The organism is Alphaproteobacteria bacterium (assembly GCA_005883305.1).
Lineage (GTDB): Bacteria > Pseudomonadota > Alphaproteobacteria > Sphingomonadales > Sphingomonadaceae > Allosphingosinicella.
In genome coordinates this window covers 753,110-775,933 of the sequence record VBAC01000001.1, presented here as the reverse complement: position 1 = coordinate 775,933, position 22,824 = coordinate 753,110, and the positions used below count along the sequence as shown (strand labels likewise).

At 68.1% G+C, this 22,824-nt stretch carries 21 protein-coding genes; 6 read left to right on the top strand and 15 right to left on the bottom strand.

The window, feature by feature from the left end:
- The first annotated feature begins 26 nt into the window (after window positions 1-26).
- Window positions 27-476 carry a hypothetical protein gene (locus E6G92_03825; GenBank protein ID TMJ18955.1) on the top strand — a complete coding sequence of 150 codons (450 nt, stop codon included), beginning with the start codon at window positions 27-29 and terminating at the stop codon, window positions 474-476.
- Window positions 477-483: 7 nt separating this feature from the next.
- Here E6G92_03825 and E6G92_03820 read toward each other — a convergent pair whose 3' ends face one another.
- From E6G92_03820 to E6G92_03795, 6 genes are all read right to left on the bottom strand, one after another.
- Entirely contained in the window at window positions 484-1,932 is a 1,449-nt protein-coding gene (locus E6G92_03820; protein ID TMJ18954.1) for an MATE family efflux transporter, read from the bottom strand.
- Window positions 1,932-4,559, bottom strand: a complete 2,628-nt coding sequence (locus E6G92_03815; protein ID TMJ18953.1) for a valine--tRNA ligase — start codon at window positions 4,557-4,559, stop codon at window positions 1,932-1,934. Before E6G92_03815 ends, E6G92_03820 begins: the two co-directional genes overlap by 1 nt.
- A gap of 112 nt (window positions 4,560-4,671) precedes the next feature.
- Window positions 4,672-6,744, bottom strand: coding sequence for a S9 family peptidase (locus E6G92_03810; GenBank protein ID TMJ18952.1), 2,073 nt, complete (start codon window positions 6,742-6,744; stop codon window positions 4,672-4,674).
- 34 nt (window positions 6,745-6,778) lie between these two features.
- Entirely contained in the window at window positions 6,779-7,198 is a 420-nt protein-coding gene (locus tag E6G92_03805) for a DUF2497 domain-containing protein (protein TMJ18951.1), read from the bottom strand.
- A 17-nt stretch (window positions 7,199-7,215) separates the two neighbouring features.
- Window positions 7,216-8,709: a TolC family outer membrane protein gene (locus tag E6G92_03800; protein ID TMJ18950.1), complete on the bottom strand. Its 1,494-nt coding sequence runs from the start codon at window positions 8,707-8,709 to the stop codon at window positions 7,216-7,218.
- A gap of 14 nt (window positions 8,710-8,723) precedes the next feature.
- Window positions 8,724-9,377, bottom strand: coding sequence for a protein-L-isoaspartate O-methyltransferase (locus tag E6G92_03795; protein ID TMJ18949.1), 654 nt, complete (start codon window positions 9,375-9,377; stop codon window positions 8,724-8,726).
- 344 nt (window positions 9,378-9,721) lie between these two features.
- Here E6G92_03795 and E6G92_03790 point away from each other — a divergent pair, with 344 nt between their 5' ends.
- Window positions 9,722-10,474, top strand: coding sequence for a methyltransferase domain-containing protein (locus E6G92_03790; GenBank protein ID TMJ20696.1), 753 nt, complete (start codon window positions 9,722-9,724; stop codon window positions 10,472-10,474).
- On the opposite strand, the gene E6G92_03785 is transcribed toward E6G92_03790, so the two are convergent.
- Window positions 10,452-10,841: a (deoxy)nucleoside triphosphate pyrophosphohydrolase gene (locus E6G92_03785; protein ID TMJ20697.1), complete on the bottom strand. Its 390-nt coding sequence runs from the start codon at window positions 10,839-10,841 to the stop codon at window positions 10,452-10,454. The genes E6G92_03790 and E6G92_03785 overlap by 23 nt on opposite strands.
- A 116-nt stretch (window positions 10,842-10,957) precedes the next feature.
- On the opposite strand from E6G92_03785, the gene E6G92_03780 reads away from it, so the two are divergent.
- Window positions 10,958-11,125, top strand: a complete 168-nt coding sequence (locus E6G92_03780) for a Flp family type IVb pilin (GenBank protein ID TMJ20695.1) — start codon at window positions 10,958-10,960, stop codon at window positions 11,123-11,125.
- 131 nt (window positions 11,126-11,256) lie between these two features.
- Window positions 11,257-11,436 (top strand): Flp family type IVb pilin, encoded by a 180-nt coding sequence (locus E6G92_03775; GenBank protein TMJ18948.1) that lies wholly within the window; start codon window positions 11,257-11,259, stop codon window positions 11,434-11,436.
- A gap of 60 nt (window positions 11,437-11,496) precedes the next feature.
- Here E6G92_03775 and E6G92_03770 read toward each other — a convergent pair whose 3' ends face one another.
- Genes E6G92_03770 through E6G92_03760 form a run of 3 tightly spaced genes read right to left on the bottom strand, consistent with a single transcriptional unit; the run spans window position 11,497 to window position 15,137 of the window.
- Window positions 11,497-12,438: an acetyl-CoA carboxylase carboxyltransferase subunit alpha gene (locus tag E6G92_03770; GenBank protein ID TMJ18947.1), complete on the bottom strand. Its 942-nt coding sequence runs from the start codon at window positions 12,436-12,438 to the stop codon at window positions 11,497-11,499.
- Between the two features lie 12 nt (window positions 12,439-12,450).
- A complete protein-coding gene (locus tag E6G92_03765) occupies window positions 12,451-13,305 on the bottom strand; it encodes a recombinase XerD (GenBank protein TMJ20694.1) in 855 nt (284 codons plus the stop codon).
- A 41-nt stretch (window positions 13,306-13,346) separates the two neighbouring features.
- Window positions 13,347-15,137, bottom strand: coding sequence for a hypothetical protein (locus E6G92_03760; GenBank protein TMJ18946.1), 1,791 nt, complete (start codon window positions 15,135-15,137; stop codon window positions 13,347-13,349).
- Between the two features lie 200 nt (window positions 15,138-15,337).
- Here E6G92_03760 and E6G92_03755 point away from each other — a divergent pair, with 200 nt between their 5' ends.
- Together E6G92_03755 and aroB are read left to right on the top strand one after the other, a co-directional pair.
- The gene (locus E6G92_03755) at window positions 15,338-15,856 is read left to right on the top strand and encodes a shikimate kinase (protein ID TMJ18945.1); all 519 of its coding nucleotides are present in this window, start codon (window positions 15,338-15,340) and stop codon (window positions 15,854-15,856) included.
- Window positions 15,853-16,827, top strand: coding sequence for a 3-dehydroquinate synthase (gene aroB / locus E6G92_03750; GenBank protein ID TMJ18944.1), 975 nt, complete (start codon window positions 15,853-15,855; stop codon window positions 16,825-16,827). The genes E6G92_03755 and aroB overlap by 4 nt, the downstream gene beginning before the upstream one ends.
- A gap of 144 nt (window positions 16,828-16,971) precedes the next feature.
- Here the strand turns inward: aroB and E6G92_03745 are convergent, their stop codons facing one another.
- The 5 genes from E6G92_03745 to radA form a co-directional block, all read right to left on the bottom strand.
- The gene (locus E6G92_03745) at window positions 16,972-18,738 is read right to left on the bottom strand and encodes a sodium:proton exchanger (GenBank protein TMJ18943.1); all 1,767 of its coding nucleotides are present in this window, start codon (window positions 18,736-18,738) and stop codon (window positions 16,972-16,974) included.
- The gene (locus E6G92_03740) at window positions 18,728-19,165 is read right to left on the bottom strand and encodes an iron-sulfur cluster assembly scaffold protein (protein ID TMJ18942.1); all 438 of its coding nucleotides are present in this window, start codon (window positions 19,163-19,165) and stop codon (window positions 18,728-18,730) included. Before E6G92_03740 ends, E6G92_03745 begins: the two co-directional genes overlap by 11 nt.
- A 150-nt stretch (window positions 19,166-19,315) precedes the next feature.
- The gene (locus E6G92_03735; protein ID TMJ18941.1) at window positions 19,316-20,665 is read right to left on the bottom strand and encodes a cysteine--tRNA ligase; all 1,350 of its coding nucleotides are present in this window, start codon (window positions 20,663-20,665) and stop codon (window positions 19,316-19,318) included.
- Window positions 20,662-21,207 carry a CvpA family protein gene (locus E6G92_03730; protein TMJ18940.1) on the bottom strand — a complete coding sequence of 182 codons (546 nt, stop codon included), beginning with the start codon at window positions 21,205-21,207 and terminating at the stop codon, window positions 20,662-20,664. Before E6G92_03730 ends, E6G92_03735 begins: the two co-directional genes overlap by 4 nt.
- Window positions 21,208-21,354: 147 nt before the next feature.
- Window positions 21,355-22,725, bottom strand: a complete 1,371-nt coding sequence (gene radA / locus E6G92_03725) for a DNA repair protein RadA (GenBank protein TMJ18939.1) — start codon at window positions 22,723-22,725, stop codon at window positions 21,355-21,357.
- Window positions 22,726-22,824 lie beyond the last annotated feature (99 nt).

Genomic DNA, 22,824 nt, shown 5'->3' with positions numbered 1-22,824 from the left:
CCTTCGTCTGCAAACGGAAAGGACAGATGATGAATACATCCAAGCTGCGCGCCTATGTTGCCGCCGGTCTGCTCGCCCTGACGATGGGCGCCACGCCCGCGCGGGCCGTTCCACCCAACCCGATTTTGTACATGACGGGCAACGAATATTATACCGTCAACGGCCAGAACTTCGTCCGCTACCGCTACGACGTGTTCAACAAGGACCAGTATCCGGCCGACATGTTCGCCGCCGCCCCGGGCCTGCCGCCATGCGGCAACAACACCAATTCGTCCCGCACCTGGGTCGATTTTTTCAACGGCCGCACGAACCAGCGTATCTACGGCTTCTGCGCGCTGGGCAGCCCAGCCAATCTCGGCTCGATCTGGTTCGCGCTGCCCGAGGGCCAGATCCCGCCGAGCTACGTCTACATCAAGATCATCGACCGCCAGACCAACACCACCTACCAGTCGAACCTGGCGGACACGACGCTCTGAGGAAGGCTCAGCCGGCCGGGTTGATCCGGCCGCCCGGCTCGGCGAGCCCTTCCGCTTCCTCGACCAGCTCCTCGGGCGGCGGAGGCGGCATGAGCCGCGCCTTGCGCCAGCCGCCGTGGAGGTAGAAGCCGATCGCCATCGCCATGTTGGCGAACGAGGCGACGGGGAAGCTTAGCCAGAGCGCGTCCGCGCCGAGCCAGGGATAGGCGCCGAGCGCGAAGCCGAGCCGCACCGGGTAAAGGCCGATGGCGAGGATGACGAGCGGCCCGATCACCGCGCCGTTGGCGCGCACGGTGCCGAAGATGATCATCGTCACTCCGAAGAGCAGGAACGGCCAGGTCGCCAGCAGCTGGATATGGCGCGCGATCGGCATCGCCGGGCTCTCTCCGCCGAGGAACAAGGCGAGCAGTGGACGGTCGGCCACCGCCAGCACCGCGACCAGCACGCCGGTGATCAGCAGGTTGTAGACGATTCCGGATCGCGTGATCGCGCCCACGCGGTCCCACTTGCCCGCGCCGATATTCTGAGCGGCCATCGCGCTCGCCGCGGCGCCCAGCGCCATCGCCGGCATCTGCACATAGGTCCACAGCTGAAGCGCGACTCCGAACGCCGCGGTCGTCTCGACGCCCTCCCTGTTGACCAGCCCCATCGTCGCCAGCGCGGAAGAAGAGACGACGATCATCTGCAGGCCCATCGGCAGGCCCTTGACGACGATCGCCTTCAGGATGGCCGGATCGGGCTTGAGATAGCCAAGCTCCGCCCCGCGCAGCCTGAGCGGCAGATCCCTCCAGTAGATGTAGATGAAGAGGCCGAAGAGAGCCACATAATTGGCGACCACCGTCGCGAAGGCCGAGCCGGCGATTCCCATTGCCGGGATCGGCCCGAGGCCGAGGATGAAGACCGGGTTCAGACCGCAATCGAGCGCCACCGCGACGATCATGAACCACAAGGGCGTCAGCGCGTCCCCCGCACCGCGAAGGCCCATCATCAGGACGATGACGATCAGGATGGCGGGCATGGCGAGGAAGATGACCCGAAGATAGGCGAGCGCCAGCGGCAGCGACTCCGCGGGCGTCGCGAGCAGCCGGAGCAAGGCCGGCGCGCCGGCCCATCCGACGATGGCGACCGCCAAAGCGAGGGGCATGAAGCCGCCGATCGCGGTGCCGATCACGCGCCGCGCCTGGTCCACGTCGCGGCGGCCCATCGCCTGGCCGATCATCACCGTCGCCGCCATGCCGAAGCCGAAGACGAAGGCCATCAGCAGGAACATCACCATATTGGCGTTGGACGTTGCCGCGAGCGCCTCCTCGCCGAGGAAACGGCCGATCCAGATCGTGTTGACCGAGCCATTGAGCGACTGGATGATCGAGGAGATCAGGGTCGGGACGGCGAAGGCCAGCAGAGTGGCGCCGATCGGGCCGGTTGTGAGGTCGCGCTGGGCGGGCCGCGAAGCCATCAGCCAAGCCTTGCCAGAGCAGCCCGATATTTTTCCGCGTCCGACGCCTTCTCGGCGTGATCGGCGCGGGCCTTCTCCACGGCCTCCGGCTTGGCGCGCTCGACGAACGAGGGATTGTTAAGGCGGGCGGCGAGCGAATCGCGCTCCTTCTCGGCGGCTTCGGCGGCCTTGGCGAGACGCGCTTGCTCAGCGGCAATGTCGATTGCGCCTTCCAGCGGCAGGATGAAAGTGGCTTCGTCGACTACCAACTGCGCAGCAGCGCCGAAAGGCGCATCTTGTCCCTGCGCCCAATTAGCTCGAGCCAGGCGTTTGAGACCGATATTATTCTTCAAGAGACGCTGGCGCGTCAATTCGCTGGAGTCGCGAACGTAGAGCGGAAGTTGGGCTCCGGGCGGAACGTTAAGCTCAGCCCTGGCGGCTCGAATCTGACTAACCAGCGCAATTAGCCAATTGACCTCTGGTCCTGCGTCCGGATCGAGCGCGCGTGCGTCAGGCATCGGCCATTTGGCGAGGATCAGCGGATAGGGCCGCTCGCCCATCGCGTTCCAAAGCTCCTCGGTGACGAAGGGCATGAATGGGTGGAGCATGACCAGGATCTGGTCGAGCACCCAGCCGGCGACGTCCTTGGTCTCCTCGTCGATCTGGCCTTTGATCAGCTCCAGATACCAGTCGCAGAAGGTCGCCCAGACGAAGTGGTAGATGGTGTTGGCGCTCTCGTCGTAGCGAAGCTCCGCCAGCGCGAGGTCGAGCGCCTGGACTGTCTTCACCGTCTCGCCGACGATCCAGTGGTTGACCGGGAGGGTGGCCGCGGGCGGCTCGATCGCCGTGGAGGCGCCGATGCCGTAGGCCTGGCAGAAGCGGGCCGCGTTCCACAGCTTGGTGGCGAAGTTGCGGTAGCCCTCGACCCGCTTCTCATCGAGCTTGATATCGCGCCCCTGGCTCTCCATCGCCGCCAGCGTGAAGCGCAAGGCATCGGCGCCGAATCGGTCGACGAGCAGCAGCGGATCGACCGTGTTGCCCTTCGACTTGGACATCTTCTGGCCCTTGGAATCGCGGACCAGACCGTGGAGGTAGAGCGTCTTCCACGGGCGCTCGCCCATGAACTGATAGCCCTGCATCGCCATCCGGGCGTCCCAGAAGAAGATGATGTCGAAGCCGGAGATAAGGACGTCGTTGGGATAGTGGCGGCGGAGGGTCTCGGTTTCCTCCGGCCAGCCGAGGGTTGCGAACGGCCAGAGCGCCGAGGAGAACCAGGTATCGAGCACGTCGGGGTCGCGGCGAAGGGCGGCGCCCTCCCCCGCCTCGGCCTGCGCATCCGCTTCGGTCTCGGCCACATAGACGTTGCCGGCGTCGTCGTACCAGGCCGGTATCCGGTGCCCCCACCAGAGCTGGCGCGAGACGCACCAGGGCTGGATGTTCTCGAGCCAGTTGAACCAGGTCTTCTTCCAGGTCTCGGGCACGACGCGGATCTCGCCCGAGCGCACCGCCTCGATCGGCTTCTTCGCCAGCGTCGCCGCGTCGACATACCATTGATCGGTCAGCCAGGGCTCGATCACCACGCCTGAGCGGTCGCCATAGGGCGTGGCGATCATCCGGTCCTCGACCTTTTCGAGCAGGCCCTCCGCCTCCAGCATCCCGACGACGCGTCCCCGCGCCTCGAAACGGTCGAGGCCGAGCAGCTCGGCCGGAATCAGGCCGTCGGCGGCCTGGATCACCTTGGCGTCGCCATCGAGCATGTTGAGCATCTCGGCCGGCCTGAACCCGGCGCGCTTGCCGACCTCGAAATCGTTGAAGTCGTGCCCCGGCGTGATCTTGACCGCGCCGGAGCCGAGCTCCGGATCGGCATGCTCGTCGGCGATGATCGGAATCAGCCGTCCGGTGATGGGGTGGCGAATCTGCTTGCCGAGCAAAGCGGCGTAGCGCGCGTCCTCCGGATGCACCGCGACCGCCATGTCGGCGAGCATCGTCTCGGGCCGGGTGGTGGCGACGTGGATGAAGCCCGAGCTGTCCTCGAGCGGATATTTGAGGTGCCAGAACTTGCCCTGAACGTCGGTGGTCTCGACCTCGAGGTCGGAGATGGCGGTCTTGAGGCCCGGATCCCAGTTCACCAGCCTCTTGTCGCGGTAGAGCAGGTTCTGGCGGTAGAGATCGACGAACACCTTGAGGACGGCGCGGCTGAAGCCTTCGTCCATGGTGAAGCGCTCGTTCGCCCAGTCGCAGGACGCGCCGAGCCGGCGAAGCTGGCGGGTGATCGCCCCGCCGCTCTCCGCCTTCCATTCCCACACCTTGGCGACGAACTCGTCGCGGGTGAAGTCGGTGCGCTTCTGCTGCTTCTCGTTCAGCTGCCGCTCGACCACCATCTGCGTCGCGATGCCGGCATGGTCCATCCCCGCGACCCATAAGGCGTCCTTACCCTGGAGCCTGGCATGGCGGGTCAGGATGTCCTGAAGCGTGACGTCCAGCGCGTGGCCGATGTGCAAGGACCCCGTTACGTTGGGCGGGGGCATGACGATCGTCCACGGCTCGGCGTCCGGCCGGTCGGGGCGGAACAGCCCCTCGCCTTCCCAGCGCGCATACCAGCGCGCCTCGATCTCGGCGGGGTCGAAGGTCTTGGGCAGCTCGCTCATGGAGGGCGCTTAACCGGCTTTCACTTTCCCGTCACTCCCGCGAAAGCGGGAGTCCAGCCTGGGCAGGAACGAGGGAGAAGAAGCGGGATTCCCGCTTTCGCGGGAATGAAGGTTACTGGGTGGACGCCTGCCGGCCCCCTCTCAGCCACTGGTTGAGCCAGCCATGGACCTCGCGGTACCACTGGATCGAGTTTTGCGGCTTGAGGATCCAGTGATTCTCGTCGGGGAAGACGACCAGCCGTGAAGGGATGTTGAGCCGCTGGAGCGCGTTGAAGACCCCGAGCGACTGGCTGTACGGGATTCGGAAATCGCGCTCGCCGTGGATCACCAGCATCGGCGTGCGCCAGTTCTGGACGAAGTTGACCGGGTTGCTGCGCTCGTAATTCGCCGCCGCCGCGGGGCTGTAATAGGGGCCGCCGAACTCCCATTCGTTGAACCAGAGCTCTTCGGTCTCATAGGCCATGGAGCGCTGGTCGAAGACGCCGGAATGGCTGACCAGGCATTTGAAGCCGTCGTTCCAGTTGCCGGCGATCCAATCGACCATGAAGCCGCCATAGGAGCCGCCGAGCGCGCAGGCGTTGGATATGTCGAGCCTGGGATCCTCGCGGCCGGCAGCGGCGAGGCCGAGGCGCAAATCCTGAAGCGGCGCCCCGCCCCAATCGCGGTTGATCGCATCGGTGAAGGCCTGGCCGTAGCCGGTCGAGCCGTGGAAATCGACGGTCACCGCGCCATAGCCCGGAGCGGCGAACACCCACGGATTCCAGCGATAGGACCAGCCGTTGCCGAACGAGCCCTGCGGGCCGCCGTGGATGAGCAGCAGCGTCGGCAAGCGCTCCGTCCCGCCGACGGGTTCGACGATCTGGCCCCAGACGGTGTCGCCATGCGCTCCGGCGAAATGGAAGCGGCGCACGCTGACGGGATCGAGCCCGTCGAGCTTGTCCGCATTGACCGCCGTGAGCCGCGCAGGACCGCCGCGGCGGGACAAACGCCACAAGTCGTCCGGAGCGGTCAGCGAATTGAGCGTGTAGAGGATCGAGCCGTCGGGCAGCGGCACGACGTTGCCCGCCGTGCCCGCCTGGGTGAGGCGGGTCACGCGGCCGCTGCCGGCATCGACCCGGAACACCGGCGTGTCGAGCGTGTCGCCGGCGGTGACGAGCAGGCTTCGGCCGTCCGGCGCCCAGGCGATCGAGCCGACCGAGCGGTCCCACGCCTGAGTCAGCGCGCGGGTTTCGCCGCTGCGCAGGTCGCGCAACTGGACGACCTGGCGGTCGGCTTCGTAGGTTGCCCTGGCCATCGCCGTATAGGCGAGCCAACGCCCGTCCGGAGATACGACCGGGCCGGTGTCCATCCCTTCATTCGCGGCGGTGAGGTTGGTCGGCGCCGCGCTGCCGTCGGCCGGAACGGCGAAGATGTCCATATTGGTCGAGTTCGGCTCGTGCCGGCCAGCCTCGCGCATGGTGAAATAGAGGGTGCGGCCGTCCGGGCTCCAGGCGATTTCCTCGGCGCCGCCGAAAGGCTTGGTCGGCGCGTCGCCGACAAGGCGCGGCGCGAGCGGAGTCCCCGCCCCCTGAGCCACGCCGTCCACCAGCGGAAAGGTGAAGATGCGCGAGCGAACGCCCGGCTCGCTCCACGTGTCCCAGTGGCGCACGAAGGTTTCGTCATAGACCCTGCCGCTGCCCTGGCCGACACGGACGGTCGGAATGTCCGCGCAATTGGCGTCGGTGCACCGCATGTCCCGATCGGCCCAGATGGCGATCCGGTCTCCGGTCGGGGCGATCGAATAGCCGGAGAGGCCGCCTTCGACGCTTGTTACCTGAGACGGGGGCTCGTTGCGTTGTTTGCGCCAGACCTGGTCGTCACCGGAACGGTTGGAGATGAAGTAAATCCACTCGCTGTCCGGCGAGAAGCTCGGCGAGCCTTCGTTATATTCCGGGGAGTTGAGCAGGCGTGCCGGTTGCGCCCCGGGTCGGCTGAGGTCCAGGAACCACAGGTCGGTGCGTCCACGATTCGCCGCGAGATCGGTCTCACGCAGCTGATAGACGAGCGTTCGCCCATCGGGCGAGACGGCCGGCGCCCCGATGCGCCGCATCGTGGCGAGGTCGGTCGCGGTGATGGGGCGGGCGAGAGCGGCCGGGGCCGCGGCGAAGGCGAGCAAAGCGAGGCTCGCGGACAGCGTCTTTCTCATGGATCGGCGGCGTAGCACCGCCACTTTAACTAAACTAGATGTCGCGGCCCGTAATCCGCGCAATCTCGCGGGTGACGAGATCCTCGACGATCTCGGGAAGATGCTGGTCGAGCCATTCCTTGAGGACCGGCCGGAGCATGTCGCGGACGATCGCTTCCAGCGCGCCGGTGTCGGCTGGAGCGTCGCTTCGCTGGCGCAAGGTGGAAAGCTTAGCGAGCCGCTGGCGGCTCGATTCCGCCGCGTCGTCGGAGAGGAGGCCGGCCGAGTCGGTCACGGGATCGTCGAGCTCGAGCACGTCCTCCTCGGTATCGGCCACCGGCTCCGGCCGCGGAACGCGCCGGCGCGGCGGCGAAAGCCCGCCGCGGCGCTCGCCGGCGCCGACGTCCTCCGCGATGACGCGCTTGATGGAAGCGAGAATGTCCTCCATCGACGGATCCTTGTGAATATCCCCCATGACGAAGGCCTTATGGCCTATTGGGGCAATTGAGTCACGGGGCTCTGTGCGCCCGGCGGGGCGGTTCGCGTCGAGACCGGCGCGATTCGCGGCCCGTCGTTCCAGTCCGACCAGCTTCGCGAATAGCGGTTGTAGTTGATCGTCGGATCGTAGAGCGGCCCGGCCTCCAGATTGAGGTCCTGGGCCTCGGCCATGCCCATCGCGTTGAGCAGCTGGAAGCCGGCGACATAGGCGTTGCGCCGCGCCGTCACGAGCAGCACCTGGCTGTTGAGCAGCTCCTGTTCGGCGTTGAGCACGTCGAGAATGTTGCGCGTGCCGACCGTCTGCTCGGCCCGCGTGCCTTCGAGCGCGAGCTGGTTGGCCGCGACGGCGACGGTCTGCGATTCGATCTCGTCGTTGGCCGCCTGATAGGTCGCATAGGCGCCGCGAACGTTGGAGATGACGAGCCGCTCGATGCCGATCGCCTGCTCGATCAACTGGCCGCGAAGTGCCTGCGCCTGGCGCACGCGCGCGCTTGCCCCACCGCCCTGGTAGAGCGGCAGGCTCATCGAGATGCCGAAGCCCGTGCTGGTGTTGCTGTCGGGAAGGATGCCGAGGCCGCCGGTTCCGTTGTTCGCGGTTCCGAGGGCATCGAAGTGGCGGGCGACTCCGGACGCAGTCACGGTCGGCAGACGGAAGCCGCGGGCGACCCTTACGTCGAAGCCCGCCGCGCGCGCCCGGGCGGCGATCGACTCGAGATCCGGATTGCCGGCCAACGCCGTCGTGGTCGCCGTATCGATATCCGCGGGCAAGGCCGGCAGCGGCGGCGGCGGCTGGAGATCGGGCGGCAGCTGGCCGATCACCCGGCGGTAATTCTCCTCGCTCGCCTGCAGGCGCCCTTCCGAGTTGGCGAGTTGGCTCCGCGAGAGCGAGAGCCGCGCCTCGGACTGAGCCACGTCGGTGCGGGTGAGATCGCCGACCTCGAAGCGGTCGCGGGTGGCCTGGAGGTTGGTTTCGAGAATGCGGACCTGGTTTTGGTTGAGCTGCCGGATCGATCGGTCGCGGATCACGTCCATGTAGGCGGCAACCGCCTCGGTGAAGACGTCTCCCTCGGTCGCGCGCAGATCGGCGCGGCCAGCCTCGACTCGGGTATTCGCCGCGCGCACCGAATTGCGAATGCGGCCGCCGGCATAAAGCGGCATCGAAACCGTGCCGCTGACGCTGAAGTCGCGCTGGTTGCTGCCGAGATTGCGGGTGACCACGTCCTGGTTGAAGCCGGCGTTCGTATCCACCTGCGGACGCCCCTCGGCGCGGGCAAGGGCGACGCTCTCGTCCGTCGCGCGCAGCGACTGGCGCTGGGCCATGATCGTCGGGTTGGTCTGGTAGGTCGCAGCCAAAGCCTCGCGCAGCGTCTGCGTCGGCCCGGCCGGGGGCAGCACGCCGCCTTCGGGCCTCGGCACCGTGCCGACCTGTGCAAAGGCGCCCCCGCCCATCGCGATCATGGCGACCGCCGCCAACATGCGTCCCCGCATCAATTCACTCCGTATCACGAAAAACTGAAGCCGCGGGGTTCGGCGAACCCGGGCAGGAAGGCCGCCGCCACGTCGGCGAAGGCGGTGAGTCCGAACGCGCCGGAGACCGAACGCCCGACGGCGAGCCGGCTGACCCCCTGATCGACGATCGCCAGCGCCATCTGACCGCCGTCCGCGAGCTGGGCGATCAGCGCCTGCGGCACGTGCTCGACCGCGCCGTCGATCAATATGAAATCGTAGGGCGCGGCCTTGACCCAGCCCTTGGCCAGCGGCCCCTTCGCTACAATCACCTGCGTTCCACGGAGCGCCTGCCTTGCGGAAGCCGCAAGGTCGTCCTCTTCCTCCAGCGCGACCACAGAGGTTACCAGCTCGGCAAGCAGGGCGGCGGCATAGCCCGTCGCGGCGCCGACCACGAGGGCATGCTCCGTCCCGCGAAGCCGCGCCTCGGTCAGCATTCGTCCCAGCGCCATCGGCGAATTGAGCGAGCGGCCCGGGGTGAGCGGCACCAGCGCATCCGCGTAAGCGAGCGCGCGCCGTTCTTCCGGCACGAAGCGCTCGCGCGGCACGCGCCCCATCGCCGCCACGACTCGAGGATCGTTGACCCCGGTCGTTCGCAGCTGGCTCGCGACCATCGCGCGGCGCATCGGCTCGAAGGCATGTTCCGTCATTGCGGTCCGTTTACTCGCACAACTGTTTTAGTGATGCAATACACTTGTTCGGTTAAGCGGCTTTTATCGGCAAGCCGGAGGAAGGCCAAGCCAAGATAAGAACCCGCAATCATTTGGTAAGCCGCAAAAGCCATGCCAGCTGTGTAATACAGAGCCGTGCGGCCCAATTTCGGCGCAACTGTCCGAAACCGGACAGGAAAGCTGTCCGGCCCCGGACGCTTTGCTATAGCCGGGCGGTGAACGAGCATGATCCCTTCGAGCGGCCGTTCGACCGCCGTCTGCGACGGTTGCGGCGCGACCGGGCGGCGGCGAGCGGCCCGGGTGCTGACTATCTGTTCCGCCGAATGGCCGACGAAATCGCGGAGCGGCTGGACCTCGTCCAGCGGCCCTTCGCGGATGCGCTCGATCTCGGCTGCGGGGGCGGTTACCTGACGGCGCTGCTGCGGGCGCGAGGCCTCGAGGTCACCCCGGCCGATGCCGGGGCGGCATATGCCGCCGGCGGAATGCAGACGGATGAGGATCGCCTCCCTTTTCCACCCGCAAGCTTCGATCTGATCGTCTCGGCAGGCGCGCTGGACACGGTCAACGATCTTCCCGGCGCGCTTGCTCTGATCCGCCGCGCGCTCCGCCCGGACGGCTTGTTTCTGGCCGCCTTCGCCGGAGCCGGAAGCCTGCCCCGGTTGCGCGCCGCGATGCACGCTGCCGAAGAAGCGGCGTCGCCCAGAATCCACCCGCAGATCGACGTTCGCGCGGCGGGCGATCTGCTCGTGCGCGCGGGCTTCGCGCTGCCCGTGGCGGATTCGGAGACGCTGACGGTGCGCTTTTCGTCGCTCGCTTCGCTGGTTCGCGACCTCAGGGCGATGGGCGCGACCAACATTCTCACCGATCGCTCGCGCCGCCCGATTGGCCGGGCGGGTCTTGCAGCCGCTGCGGCGGCCTTCGCCGGCGGTGCGGATGCAGACGGCAAGGTCCCCGAACGATTCGAGATCGTTCACATGAGCGGATGGGCGCCCGCACCCGGCCAGCCGCGCCCCGCCCCTCGCGGCAGCGCGACGGCGTCGCTCGCGGACGCGCTCAGGCCGCCAGCACGGCGCTGAGCAAGCCGATCAGCGGCCGGTCCGCCGGCGGCATCTCGTCGGCGATCATGTCCTCGACGGGCAGCCATTTCAGCGCCGACGCGTCGAGCGGCACCGGATCGCCCCGCCACTCGCGGCAAAGGTAGAGCAGCAGAAGCAAATGCCCGTCGCCGAGCGGTGCGCTTGCGAAGCAGGCAGGGCGCAGGGCCCGCGCCTCGATCCCGATACCGAGCTCCTCCTCGATCTCGCGAATCAACGCCTCCTCGGGCAATTCCCCGTCCTCGACCTTGCCGCCCGGAAATTCCCAAAGCCCGGCCATCGATCGTCCGGGCGCGCGTTGCTGAAGCAAGATCCGTCCCGCCCGATCGACCAGGGCGGCGGCCACCACCGTCAGTGTCGGATTTTTTTGCAACGAGGCGCCTTCCGGTAGCGGTTCATTAACGACACTCGGCTACGATCCCGCACATGACGGGCATCGAAGCCCGCAGGGACGACGGGGGAACGATGCGGCGTTTGCTGAAGATTATCAAGGATCAGCAGGGTGCGACGGCCGTGGAATACGGCCTCATCCTGGCGCTCATCTTCCTGGCCATGGTCGGCGCTCTGACCACCGTCGCAAGCACCACCACCAACATGTGGAATCACGTCGCTACCGAAGTGACCAGCGTTTAGCGCGACGCCGCGTTAAACCTTTTTCAACCCGCCGTCTTTAGTTTGAGAAATTAGCTGGCCCGATCAAGACAAATGGGGGCGCGGCGAGGAAGTGTGGACTTCCGAAAGACGTGGAACCAAGGAGACCGGAAATGTTCATTCGTAAGCTGATCAAGGACAAGAAGGGCGCCACCGCCATCGAGTATGGCCTGATTGCCGCCCTTATCGCTGTCGCCGCCATCACGGCCATGCAGGGCCTGGGCAGCAGCCTCAGCTCGACCTTCGAGAACGTCTCGGGCGCCATGGACGGCACGGCCGCGCCGGCCGCGTAATCCGAGCATCCGAGTTATGAAGCGAGGGGCGGCGCAAGCGATTGCGCCGCCCTTTCGTATTCAAGCCAATGCCAGGAATTTCTCGCGGCGGTGCGCCCGGACCTCCTGGCGCGACAATGTTCCCAAGGCCTCCAGCTCCTCCCCGATCGCCTCGCCCAGGGCGGCGACGGCCTCGGCCGAATGACGGTGCGCGCCGCCGACGGGTTCGGTCACGATGCGGTCGATCGCCCCGAGTTGCTTGAGGTCCGCGGCGGTAACTCTCATTGCCTCGGCGGCGTCGGCAGCCTTCTCCGCGGTCCGCCATAGAATGGAGGCGCAGCCTTCCGGCGAAATGACCGAATAGATCGAGTGCTCGAGCATCAGCACCTTGTTGGCGGCGGCGATGGCGATCGCGCCGCCCGAGCCCCCTTCCCCGACGATCGCGGCAACCAGCGGCACTCCCAGGGCGAGGCACTGCTCGGTCGAGCGGGCGATCGCCTCGGCCTGGCCTCGTTCCTCCGCCTGGACGCCCGGAAAGGCGCCCGGCGTATCGACCAGGGTGACCACCGGCAATCCGAAGCGGTCGGCGATCTGCATCAGCCGGATCGCCTTGCGATAGCCTTCGGGGCGGGCCATGCCGAAATTGTGCCGGAGGCGGCTCGCGGTGTCGTCGCCCTTCTCGTGGCCGATCAGAATAACCTTGCGGCCGCCCAGCCGCGCGAGCCCGCCGATGATCGCCTGGTCGTCGGCGAAGTTGCGGTCGCCGGCCAGCGGGACGAAATCGTCGGCAAGGGCGGCGACATAATCCTTGAAGTGCGGCCGTTCGGGATGGCGCGCGACCTGGGTCTTCTGCCACGGCGTCAGCTTCGCATAGGTGTCCCGAAGCAGCTTCGCCGAACGCTCCTCGAGCTTGGCGATTTCGGCCTCGATATTGGGCTCGCCCGCCGAAGCCGTCTCGCGCAGCTCCTCGATGCGCGCTTCCAGCTCGGCGATCGGCTTTTCGAAATCCAGGAAGGTGGCCATGAGCGGCGCGAGTTAGATGCGCTTGCGCGGCGCGTCAACGAGCGGATGGCGCTGGTTGACCAGGTCGATCAGCCGGCGCGAATCGACATGGGTGTAGATCTGGGTGGTGGCGATGTCGGCGTGACCGAGCAAAGTCTGCACCGCGCGAAGGTCGGCGCCGCCTTCGAGCAAATGGGTGGCGAAGGCGTGGCGAAGCACGTGCGGGCTGATCCTTTCGGGGGGGATTCCGGCGCTTGCGGCGAGCTCGCGCACCAGCTGGTACAGCCGCACCCGGCTGAGATGCTTCTTGCCCGATGGAAAGAGGTAGAGCGAGTCGCGCGGCACGCCGGCGGCATGGTCTGCGACCGCTGCTCGGGCGCGATCCGAGATCGGCACAAGCCGCTCTCGGCCGCCCTTGCCCTTGAGGATGATGAACGGCCGGTCGGGCGAGACGGCATTGCGGGGCAGCGAGACGAGCTCGGTGGCGCGAAGGCCGGAGCCGTAGAGCATCTCGATGAGGGCGGCGAGCCGCAGAGCCCCGGCTGCGCCTTCCGCCTTGCGCCGGTCGATCTCGGCGAACAGCGCGTCGACCGCCCGGTGATCGAGGATGCGCGGCAGCGGACGCTCGCTCGCGGGGCGCGGAAGCGCCGGCGAGGGATCGTCGCTCCGCATGCCTTCGTCGTGAAGGAAGGCGAAGAAGCGGCGAAGCGCCGCGGACTTGCGCGCGACGGTCGCGCGCTTCAGCGGCATCCATGCCTCGGCCAGCCCCTTCAGGGCAGCCGGCGCCGCCGCGGCGAGTTCGCCTCCGAGCAGCGACGAAGCGCCGTTCAGATCGCGCTCGTAAGCGAGCAACGTGTTGCGCGCCGCTCCGGCTTCGGCGGCCATCATTTCGAGGAAGGCGGCGATGGCCTGCCCGTCCTCGGGGGCGTTCACAGCCGCGCCACGGCCTCGGCCGCGATCATCCGCGCCTCATAATCCAGGCCGACCGCGCGCAGCGACCGGACGATTCGATAGAGATAGGAGGGCGGAACGCCCTGCCAGCTCGCGGTTTGCATTCCGACACCAGCAAGCAGCGCCACCGCGCCCGGAGCGCGCTGGCGCGCCGCCTGGTCGATCGCGGCCGTCCAGCGGTCTTCGGGCGCGAGCCGCAAACCGGCGCCAGCCGCCTGATCGCCGTTGATCCTGCCCAGGCCCAACAGCGCCGCGGCGAGCAGTTGCGAGCGCTGGCGGCCGAGGCTGTCGTCGGCCGCAACGAAATCGTCGAGCCGGTCGGTGACCATCGGCCGGGGCGCACCGACAGCGAGAAGCGCCCAGGCACGATCGCCTTGATCCGCCTCCTCGACCACTCCCGCCCAGCGCGCCGCTTCGCGGTCCATGCCCGCGCTCAGCATCGAGGCGATCAACGCGCCCGCGTCGCCAGCGAAATCGGCCGACGGGGCGATCCGCGCCGCCGCGCCGGCGGTGAGAATCGAGCGCGCATAAGGATCGGCGTCGGTCGCTCCCCAGAGCGCGCGCATCGCCGTCATCCGGTCTCCCAGATCGCGGCCGACCCAGGCCGTGCGGAGGCGCTCGGCGACCGAGCCGGAAACCTCGGCCGGATCGGTCTCGTCCAGCATCAGGCTGTAGAGCTCCACAAGCGCGTGCGAGGAGAAGACGCCGAGCGTCGCCGCGGTCGAGGCGGCTTCGAGGCGCTGCTCCAGCGGCACCATCGGGGCGCGCGCGAGCCATGCGCGCATCTCGGGCGGAGCGCTTCCGATGAGCCTGTCGGGAATCTGCAGCCCGACGGCGCTGGCGAGGCCGAAGCGCCACGGATTGATCTCGTCGACCCCGTCCCACTGGATGTCGACGGCCCGCCGAGTCTCCGCACCCGCACCGACCACCTTCTCCGCGAGCAACAGGTCGACGCTCGTGCCCGCCTGGTCGCGGGCCTGGTCTATGAGGGCGGTCGCCCGGGCCGCCTCGCCTTCGAGAGCAGCGCACATGCCGTCCGCCAATATCCAGACCGTGTCGCGCGACCAGCCGCGCGCCGGAGCGACCAGGGGGCAAAGCGCGGAGGGATCGGCGGTGGCGAGCGCGGTTTGCGCCGCGACCTCGACCATCCTCGGCGTGTAATTTTCCGCGTCGACGGCCTCGACGAGCAAACGCGCCCCATCGGCCTCGCCCATGCGCAGCAGCAGGGCGGCGCGCTCGGCGACCCAATCGACCGGCTGCACGCCGGCCGGCGATGCGAGGTGCGATAGCAAGACGCGCCGAAGCAGGATCGAGGTCCAGCGCGATGGCAGGGGCGCGTGAACGCGCCGCATGAGCGCCGCGTAGAGCCGCGCGTCCCCGGCGCCGAAGGCGTTGGGCCCGAGCCCGAAATTGCCCGGCTCCAGCGGCCCGACGAAATCGATCGGCCGCGCGGCGCCTTCGGGAATCGTGAAATAGTTGGTCGGGCGCGGAATCGCGGCCTGATCGAGCGCGACCTCTTCGACGTCGCCAAGCGTGTTGCCGGAAGGCGGGGCGGCCGGCGCGGGGCCCGGCACGCCCGGCTGGAAGGCCGGCCGTTCGGGCGCCTGCTGGGGCGCCGCCTTGTTCTCCGCCGGCGGCAGGGTCTGCGGATCGTTGAAGCCGGGAGGAAGGATCGATTCGGGCGCGTCGCGGCTCTGCCCGAGAACGGGAAGAGCGATCACCAGGGCCCCGGCGCCGGCGAGAAGGAGCGCCTTAGCGCGCAAGCGCATTGGTGACGTCCTGCTCCATGTTCGTCGGAGCGACCTCGGTATCCTTCGACCAGGCATAGACCAGCAGGCCAACGAGCCCGGCGAGGACGAGGAGGAGAATGATGGGAACCGGCGAACGGCGGCGGCGGGCGGGAGCGAAATCGTATCTGGGCATGGCGGCCTTTTGCCCCACAGGGGCGCGCTCTGTATAGCCCCCGATCATGGAGAAGGCCCCGCCGAGCGATGAAAGGCCGATCGTGCTCGTCGGGCTGATGGGCGCCGGCAAGACGACTATCGGCCGACGCCTGGCACGACGGCTGAACCTCCCTTTCGTCGATGCAGACGAGGAGATCGAGGCCGCGGCCGGGCTCAGCATCGCCGAGATTTTCGAACGCTATGGAGAGCCGCATTTCCGGGACGGCGAGCGGCGGATCGTCGCCCGACTGATCGAGGGACCGCGCCGGGTGATCGCGGCCGGCGGGGGCGCCTTCGTCGATCGGGGAACCCGCGCGCTGATTCTGGAGCGCTGCATCGCCGTCTGGCTCGATGCGGACGTCGAGCTGTTGGCGGAACGCGTGAGTCGCCGCGACCATCGGCCGCTGGCACGGGGCAAGAACCCGCTCGCCCTCCTTCGCACCCTGGCCAAGGAGCGCAGTCCGGCCTACGCCGAGGCGCATTTCACGATCCGTCCCGGCGACCTCGAGCAAACCGTCGACCAGATCGTCGCGGCCCTCGGGTGACTCAGATCGACACGCTCGGCTACCCGATCGCCATCGGCGCGCTCGACGACGCCGCCCTGCCCGCGACCCGGCTGTTCCTGGTCACCGACGAGAATGTCGCGCGCTCCGGCTGGGCCGATCGGCTCCGATGCGCCTTCGTCGGCCGCTTGGTCCTGCCCCCGGGCGAGGCGAGCAAGACGCTGGCGACGGTGGAGCGCCTGCTCGATGCGATGATCGATGCCGGAATGGGCAGGGCCGACCATGTCGTGGCCGTCGGCGGCGGAGTGGTCGGCGACGTAGCGGGCTTCGCGGCCTCGCTGCTCAAGCGAGGCTGCAACTGGATCGCAGTGCCGACGAGCCTGCTCGCCCAGGCGGATTCGGCCGTGGGCGGCAAGACCGGGGTCAACGCGCCGCAGGGCAAGAACCTCATCGGCGCCTTCCACCCCCCATCGCTGGTGCTGATCGATCCCGAAACGCTCTCCAGCCTGCCCGAAGCCGAGTTGCGGGCCGGCTATGCGGAAGTGGTGAAATACGGCCTGATCGCCGACCCCGGCTTCTTCGCCTGGTGCGAGGCCAATGGCGCGGCCTTGATCGCCGGCGACCGGGAAGCGCGGCGCTACGCGATCGAGACGTGCGTCCGCGCCAAGGCGCAACTGGTGGCGGGCGACGAGCGCGACCTCAACGGCCGCCGCGCCCTGCTCAACTTCGGTCACAGCTTCGGCCACGCGATCGAGGCCGAGACGGGGATTCGCCACGGCGAGGCGGTGGCGATCGGCATGGCCATGGCGCTTCGCCTTTCCGTGGAGCGCGGGCTTTGCCCGCCGGCCGACGCCGAGCGCGCCGTCGCCCATCTGGAGTCGGTTGGGCTGCCGACCGAGACGGATCTCGAGGCGGGCCGACTGGAAGCGCGCATGGCGCACGACAAGAAGGGGGCAGCGCTCATCCTCAGCCGCGGCATCGGCCAGGCCTTTCTCGACAGCGGGCCGCCATAAGATGTTCCCCGGCGAAGGCCGGGGCCCAGGCCGGCGCGAGCCGGTCTCACACGAGAGCTTCCAACCTCAATGAGCCGTTGGCTCCTGGACCCCGGCCTTCGCCGGGGAACGGCAGGTAACCGGCTCGAGCTAGCGCTAACCCGGTTACCCCTCCCCGCCCTCCACGACCGGCTCGGTGACGATCCGTTCCTGCTGGACTCGCAGGTCCCCGGCCTCGATCTGGGCCTTGAGGCGCTCGCGGTCGCGCTTGCGGTAGAGGTCCTCGGTGCGCTCGATCTGCTCGTCGCCGACGCCCACCGCCTTCATCGCCATCCGCGCCATGCGCACGGCCGAATCGAGCAGCTCGCGAACGGCGCCGCCGATCGGCGCGCCCTTGAGCTGGAGGAGCGCCCGCCGGTCGAATACCCGGACGAAGATGGTCGCCTGCGGGAATGCCTCGTGCACCGCTTCGATCAGTTCGGGCCCGATCTGGTCGCCGTCGGTGCAGAACAGGATCAGCTCGGCCTCCCCCGCGCCCGCCTGGCGAAGCATGTCGATCCGTGTTCCGTCGCCATAATAGACCTTCGCGCCGAAGCTGCCGGCGACGTCGATCATCTCGATGTCGGTGTCGATCAGGGTGACGGCGATGCCCTGGGTCAACAGCATCTGCGCCACCGTCTGGCCGAAGCGGCCGTAGCCGACGATCAGCGCGTTGGAGCCGTCGGCGACCGGCCCGTCGCGGACCTCCTTGCTCACCGGCTCGGAGCGCATCCGGCTGGTGGCCATCATCAGGAACGGCGTCGTCGCCATCGAGAGCGTGACGATCGCCCCGAACAGGCTCGCCGCCTCGGGCGCGATCAGGAAGGCGTTCTGCGCCTGGGCGAACAGGACGAAGCCGAACTCGCCGCCCTGGCTGAGCAGCAGGCCGAGCGCGAGCGCGGGGCGCCACGCCATCCGCGCGGCCATTGCGAGGCCGGTGATGAAGACCGCCTTGATCGCGATCAGCGCCAGCGCCATGCCGATCACGAAGAAGGGCCGCTCGGCAATGGCGTGGAGATCGAGCATCATTCCGACTGCGAGGAAGAACAGGCCGAGCAGGATCGAGCGGAAGGGCTCGACGTCCGCCTCAAGCTCGTGCCGGTAGGGCGAATCGGCGAGCATCACTCCGGCGATGAAGGCACCCAAAGCGGTCGAGAGGCCGAGCGCCTGCATCAGGGCCGAGCTGGCGATCACCGTGAACAGGCCGGCGAAGACGAACATCTCGCGCTCGCCGAGATTGCCGATCAGCCGGAACAGCGGCCGCAGGATGTAGCGCCCGGCAAGGACCAGCCCGACGATGGCGCCGAGCGTGTAGGCGGCGAGCAGCCAGCCCGGGGGGCCGGCCGCGTCGGCAGGGTTGCGCGACATCGCCGCGACGATGGTGATCAGCGGAACGATCGACAGGTCCTGGAACAGCAGGATCGAGAAGGCGCGCTCGCCGAACGGGGTCCGAAGCCGCCCCGCCGACTGAAGCAGCGGCAGCACCTGCGCGGTCGAGGAGAGCGCGAGCGGCAGGCCGAGCGCCAGCGCCGCAGCGATCGAGGATCCCGTGGCAAGCCAGACCATCGCCGCGATGGCGATTCCGCAGAGCACCACCTGGGCGAGGCCGAAGACGAAGATGTCGTGCCGCATCCGCCACAGCCGCGTGAGGTTGAGCTCGAGCCCCACCAGGAACAGCAGCAGAGTGATTCCGATCTCGGCGAACTGCATCTTGGTCTCGGCGCCGCCGACGAGGCCGAGCAGCTGCGGCCCGACCACCGCTCCGGCGATGAGATAGCCGAGGGTCGCGCCGAGCCCGAGGCGGCGGAACAGCAGCACGAAGCCGAGCGCGAAGCCGAGCAGGATCACCGCGTCGTGGAGCAGCGGCGCCGCGGCGTGAACCTCAGGCGGCATCGGCGCGGGCGGCGATGGCCGCGGCCTCTGCGGCGGCGGCGAAGGCGAGCAGGATGGCGGCGTGGCGGGCTGGATAGCCGCGGGCGGGGGCGAGGGCTTCGAGGCCCGGCCAGTCGCCGGGATGATCGCGGGCGCCGGCGAGCCAGGCGGCCAGGGCATCGCGGGCGGCTTCGAGCTCAGCGGCGGTGCGGCCGATGGCGTTGGCCCCCATCAGGGCCGCCGAAGCCTGGCCGAGGGCGCAGGCCTTCACTTCCTGGCCGATCGCGGCGATGCGGCCCTCGCCATCGGCGGTGACATCGACGATCACCTGGCTGCCGCACACAGGCGAGTTCTTTTCGGCGCTCGCGCGAGGCCGCTCCAGGCGCCCCAGATGCGGAATGGCCGAGGCGAGGCGAAGGATGTCGCGGGTGTAGAGCGCGGACGGCATGGGGGGTTCCTATAAGTCGCCGCGCCGCGAATGGCACCCCTTAGCCCCCTCTCCCGTGGGAGAGGGCTGGGGTGAGGGGTTCGGGCATAGGAGAATAATCGCCAACACCGAACCCCCTCACCCTACCCTCTCCCCCACGGGAGAGGGTTTTCAGGCCCGACGCCAGATCGTGCCTTTGGGACCATCCTCAAGCACGATCCCCTCTTCGGCCAGCTCGGCGCGAATCTGGTCCGCCGCGGCAAAGTCGCGCCGTGCCTTGGCCTCGGTCCGAGCAGCGATCAGGTCCTCAATCTTGCACGCGTCCACGTCATCAGGCCGAAACCATCGGCTACCCTCTTGCAGTAACCCTAGGAACTTGGCTGTCGAGGCAACCTCCACATCGTTTCGCAGTGCGCTGAGGCGGCTCAAAGCCAACGGGGTGTTCAGATCATCACACAAGGCATCCACGACATCCTGGTCGGGCGGAGGAAGTTCGTCAGGCTCGAAGTCGCCCTCTCCCGTCTGGTATCGCTTCACACGGCAATATAGTCCGTGCAGCGTCGCTTGGCTTTGGTCGATGAGAGATCGTGACCATTCCAACGGCTGGCGGTAGTGCGCAGTAAGCAACGCGAATCGAAGCACCTCTCCCTTGTGGCCCTCGGCCAGCAACTCCGCAGGGGTGACCACGTTCCCCAGGCTCTTCGACATCTTCTCCGAGCCGGCCATCGACAGAAACCCATTATGCACCCAGTAGCGCGCCAGCGGCGCCCCGCCGTGGGCGCAGCGGCTCTGGGCGATCTCGTTCTCGTGGTGGGGGAAAATGAGGTCGAGGCCGCCGCCGTGGATGTCGATCGTCTCGCCCAGATGCTCGGCAATCATCGCCGAACATTCGATGTGCCAGCCGGGGCGGCCCCTGCCCCATGGTGAGTCCCAGCCGATCATGTCCTCGCCCGAAGGCTTCCACAGCACGAAATCGGCCGGGTCCTTCTTGTAGCTGGCGACCTCGACGCGGGCCCCGGCGATCATCGCGTCGCGATCCCGCCGGCCGAGCGCGCCGTAATCGGGGTCGGAGGGGACGTTGAACAGGACGTGCCCGTCGGCCTCATAGGCGTTGCCGGTCTCGATCAGCCGCGCGATCATCGCGATCATCTGCCCGACATGGGCCGTCGCATGGGGCGCGATGTCCGGCAGGCGAACGCCGAGCGCGCCCATGTCCGCGTTGTAATGCTCCTCGTAGCGCGCCGTGATCACCGGGGGATCGACGCCCTCGGCGCGCGCCGCCTCGATGATCTTGTCGTCGACGTCGGTGACGTTGCGGGCGTAGACGAGGCTCTGCTCGCCATAAACGTGGCGCAGCAGCCGGGCGAGCACGTCGAACACCACCGCGGGCCGGGCGTTGCCGATATGGGCGCGGTTGTAGACCGTGGGCCCGCAGACATACATCGTCACGCGGCTGGGGTCCGCGGGCTCGAAGACGCGCTTCTCGCGCGCCATCGTGTCGTGGAGGCGGATCCGGGTCATTGGCCGTTCGAAGGAGCGGGCTCGATCGCATTGCCCTGGGCGGGGCCGCGGCGGGCATCCACCAGGTCGACGATCGTCGCGCTGCTCGACTGGAGCAAAGGATAGGTGCGCGACTGCGCCATCCATTCGGGACGAAGCGCCGCCCGCCCCCAGATCACGTCGTAGACGAGGTTCGCGCCGAGATAGAGCAAGGTCGCGCCGATCAGCCCCTTGAGCGCGCCGAAGCCCGCGCCGAGAACGCGGTCCACCGGCCCTACCACCGACTGGCGAACCCGGGTCCCCATCCGCCGCGAGGCGAGCTTGCCGCCGACGAAGACGAGCCCGAAGACCAAAGCGAAGGAGAGCATCGAGGCGCCCGAGACGGTGCCGACCGGCCCGACCAGCAAATCGCGCACCGGCGCGTGAAGGTAGCGAAGCGCCATGATCGCCAGGAACCAGGCGAGGAGCGACAGCACCTCGAACACGAAACCGCGCAGAAAGCCGAGCACGAGCCCGGCGCCGACGAGCAGGATGACGACGATGTCGAGTGCGGTGAGGGACATGGGGCTTGCCTAATAGAGCTTTCGCTCTGGGGGAAGACTCCCTCTCCCATGGGGAGAGGGCTGGGGTGAGGGGTTACGGAATCAGCGCATATCCGCCAAGGCCGAACACCCTCACCCTACCCTCTCCCTGAGGGAGAAGGTTTTCATTCAGCGGCCCAGCAAATGATCGACCAAATTACCGAGCGTCCGGAAGCCGGAGAGAGGCATCGCCGCCTTCTCTCCTCCGACCACAGCCGGGACCAGCGCCCGCTCGAACCCCAATTTCGCGGCTTCCTTGAGCCTCAGCCCCGAATGCGCCACCGGCCGCAGCTCGCCCGACAGCGCCACCTCGCCGAACGCCACCGTCTCCGCCGGCACCGGCCGCTCGGCCAGCGCCGAGACCAAAGCGGCCGCGACCGCGAGGTCGGCCGCTGGATCGGTGATGCGGTAGCCCCCGGCGACGTTGAGATAGACCTCGGCGGTCGAGAAGCTGAGCCCGCAGCGCGCCTCCAGCACGGCGAGGATCATCGCGAGGCGCCCCGAATCCCAGCCGACTGCGGCGCGGCGCGGAGTCGCGCCGCTGGCGAGGCGCACGGTTAGCGCCTGGATCTCGACCAGCACGGGCCGAGTGCCTTCGAGCGCGGGAAAGACGACTGCGCCCGGCACCGCCTCTCCGCGATGGGTGAGGAACAAAGCGGAAGGGTTGGCGACCTCGGCCAGCCCCTCCTCGCCCATCGCGAACACGCCGATCTCGTCGGTTCCGCCGAAGCGGTTCTTGGTCGCGCGAAGGATTCGATATTGATGGCTTCGCTCGCCTTCGAAGGAGAGCACCGTATCGACCATATGCTCGAGCACGCGCGGGCCGGCGATCGCCCCGTCCTTGGTGACGTGGCCGACGAGCACCAGGGCCGAGCCCGATTCCTTGGCGAAGCGGATCAATTCGTGCGCCGCCGCGCGGACCTGGCTGACCGTGCCGGGCGCGCCCTCGATCAGGTCCGAATACATGGTCTGGATCGAATCGATCACCACCAGCGCCGGCGGCGCCGATTCGGCGAGCGTGGTCAGAATATCGCGCACCGAGGTCGCGGCCGCGAGCCGCAGCGGCGCCGCGCCAAGCCCCAGCCGGCGCGCGCGCAGGCGCACCTGATCGGTCGCCTCCTCGCCAGAAATATAGGCGACTTCATTGTCTTGCGAGGCGATCTTCGCGGCGGCTTGCAACAGCAGGGTCGACTTGCCGATGCCCGGATCGCCGCCGATCAGGGTTGCAGAGCCGGCGACCAGGCCGCCACCCATCGCGCGGTCGAGCTCCGCGATCCCGGTCGAAAGCCGCGCCGGCAGCGCCACCTCCGCGTCGAGCCCGACCAGATCGATCCGCCGCCCGCCGCCACGCAGATTGTGCTTGGCCGAGAAGGGCGTCACCACTCCTTCGGCGTCCTCGACGAGGCTGTTCCATTCGCCGCAATCGGCGCACTGCCCCGCCCAGCGCGGGCTGACCGAGCCGCACAGCTGGCAGACATAGCGTTTCTTGAGCTTAGCCATGACCTAAGTTTAGCGAAACATAAAGAGAACGGCTAGTCCAAACTTGTCCCGATGGAACGCCGCCGCCCCGCGCGGCATTATGAAGGCGAGACCCTTAGC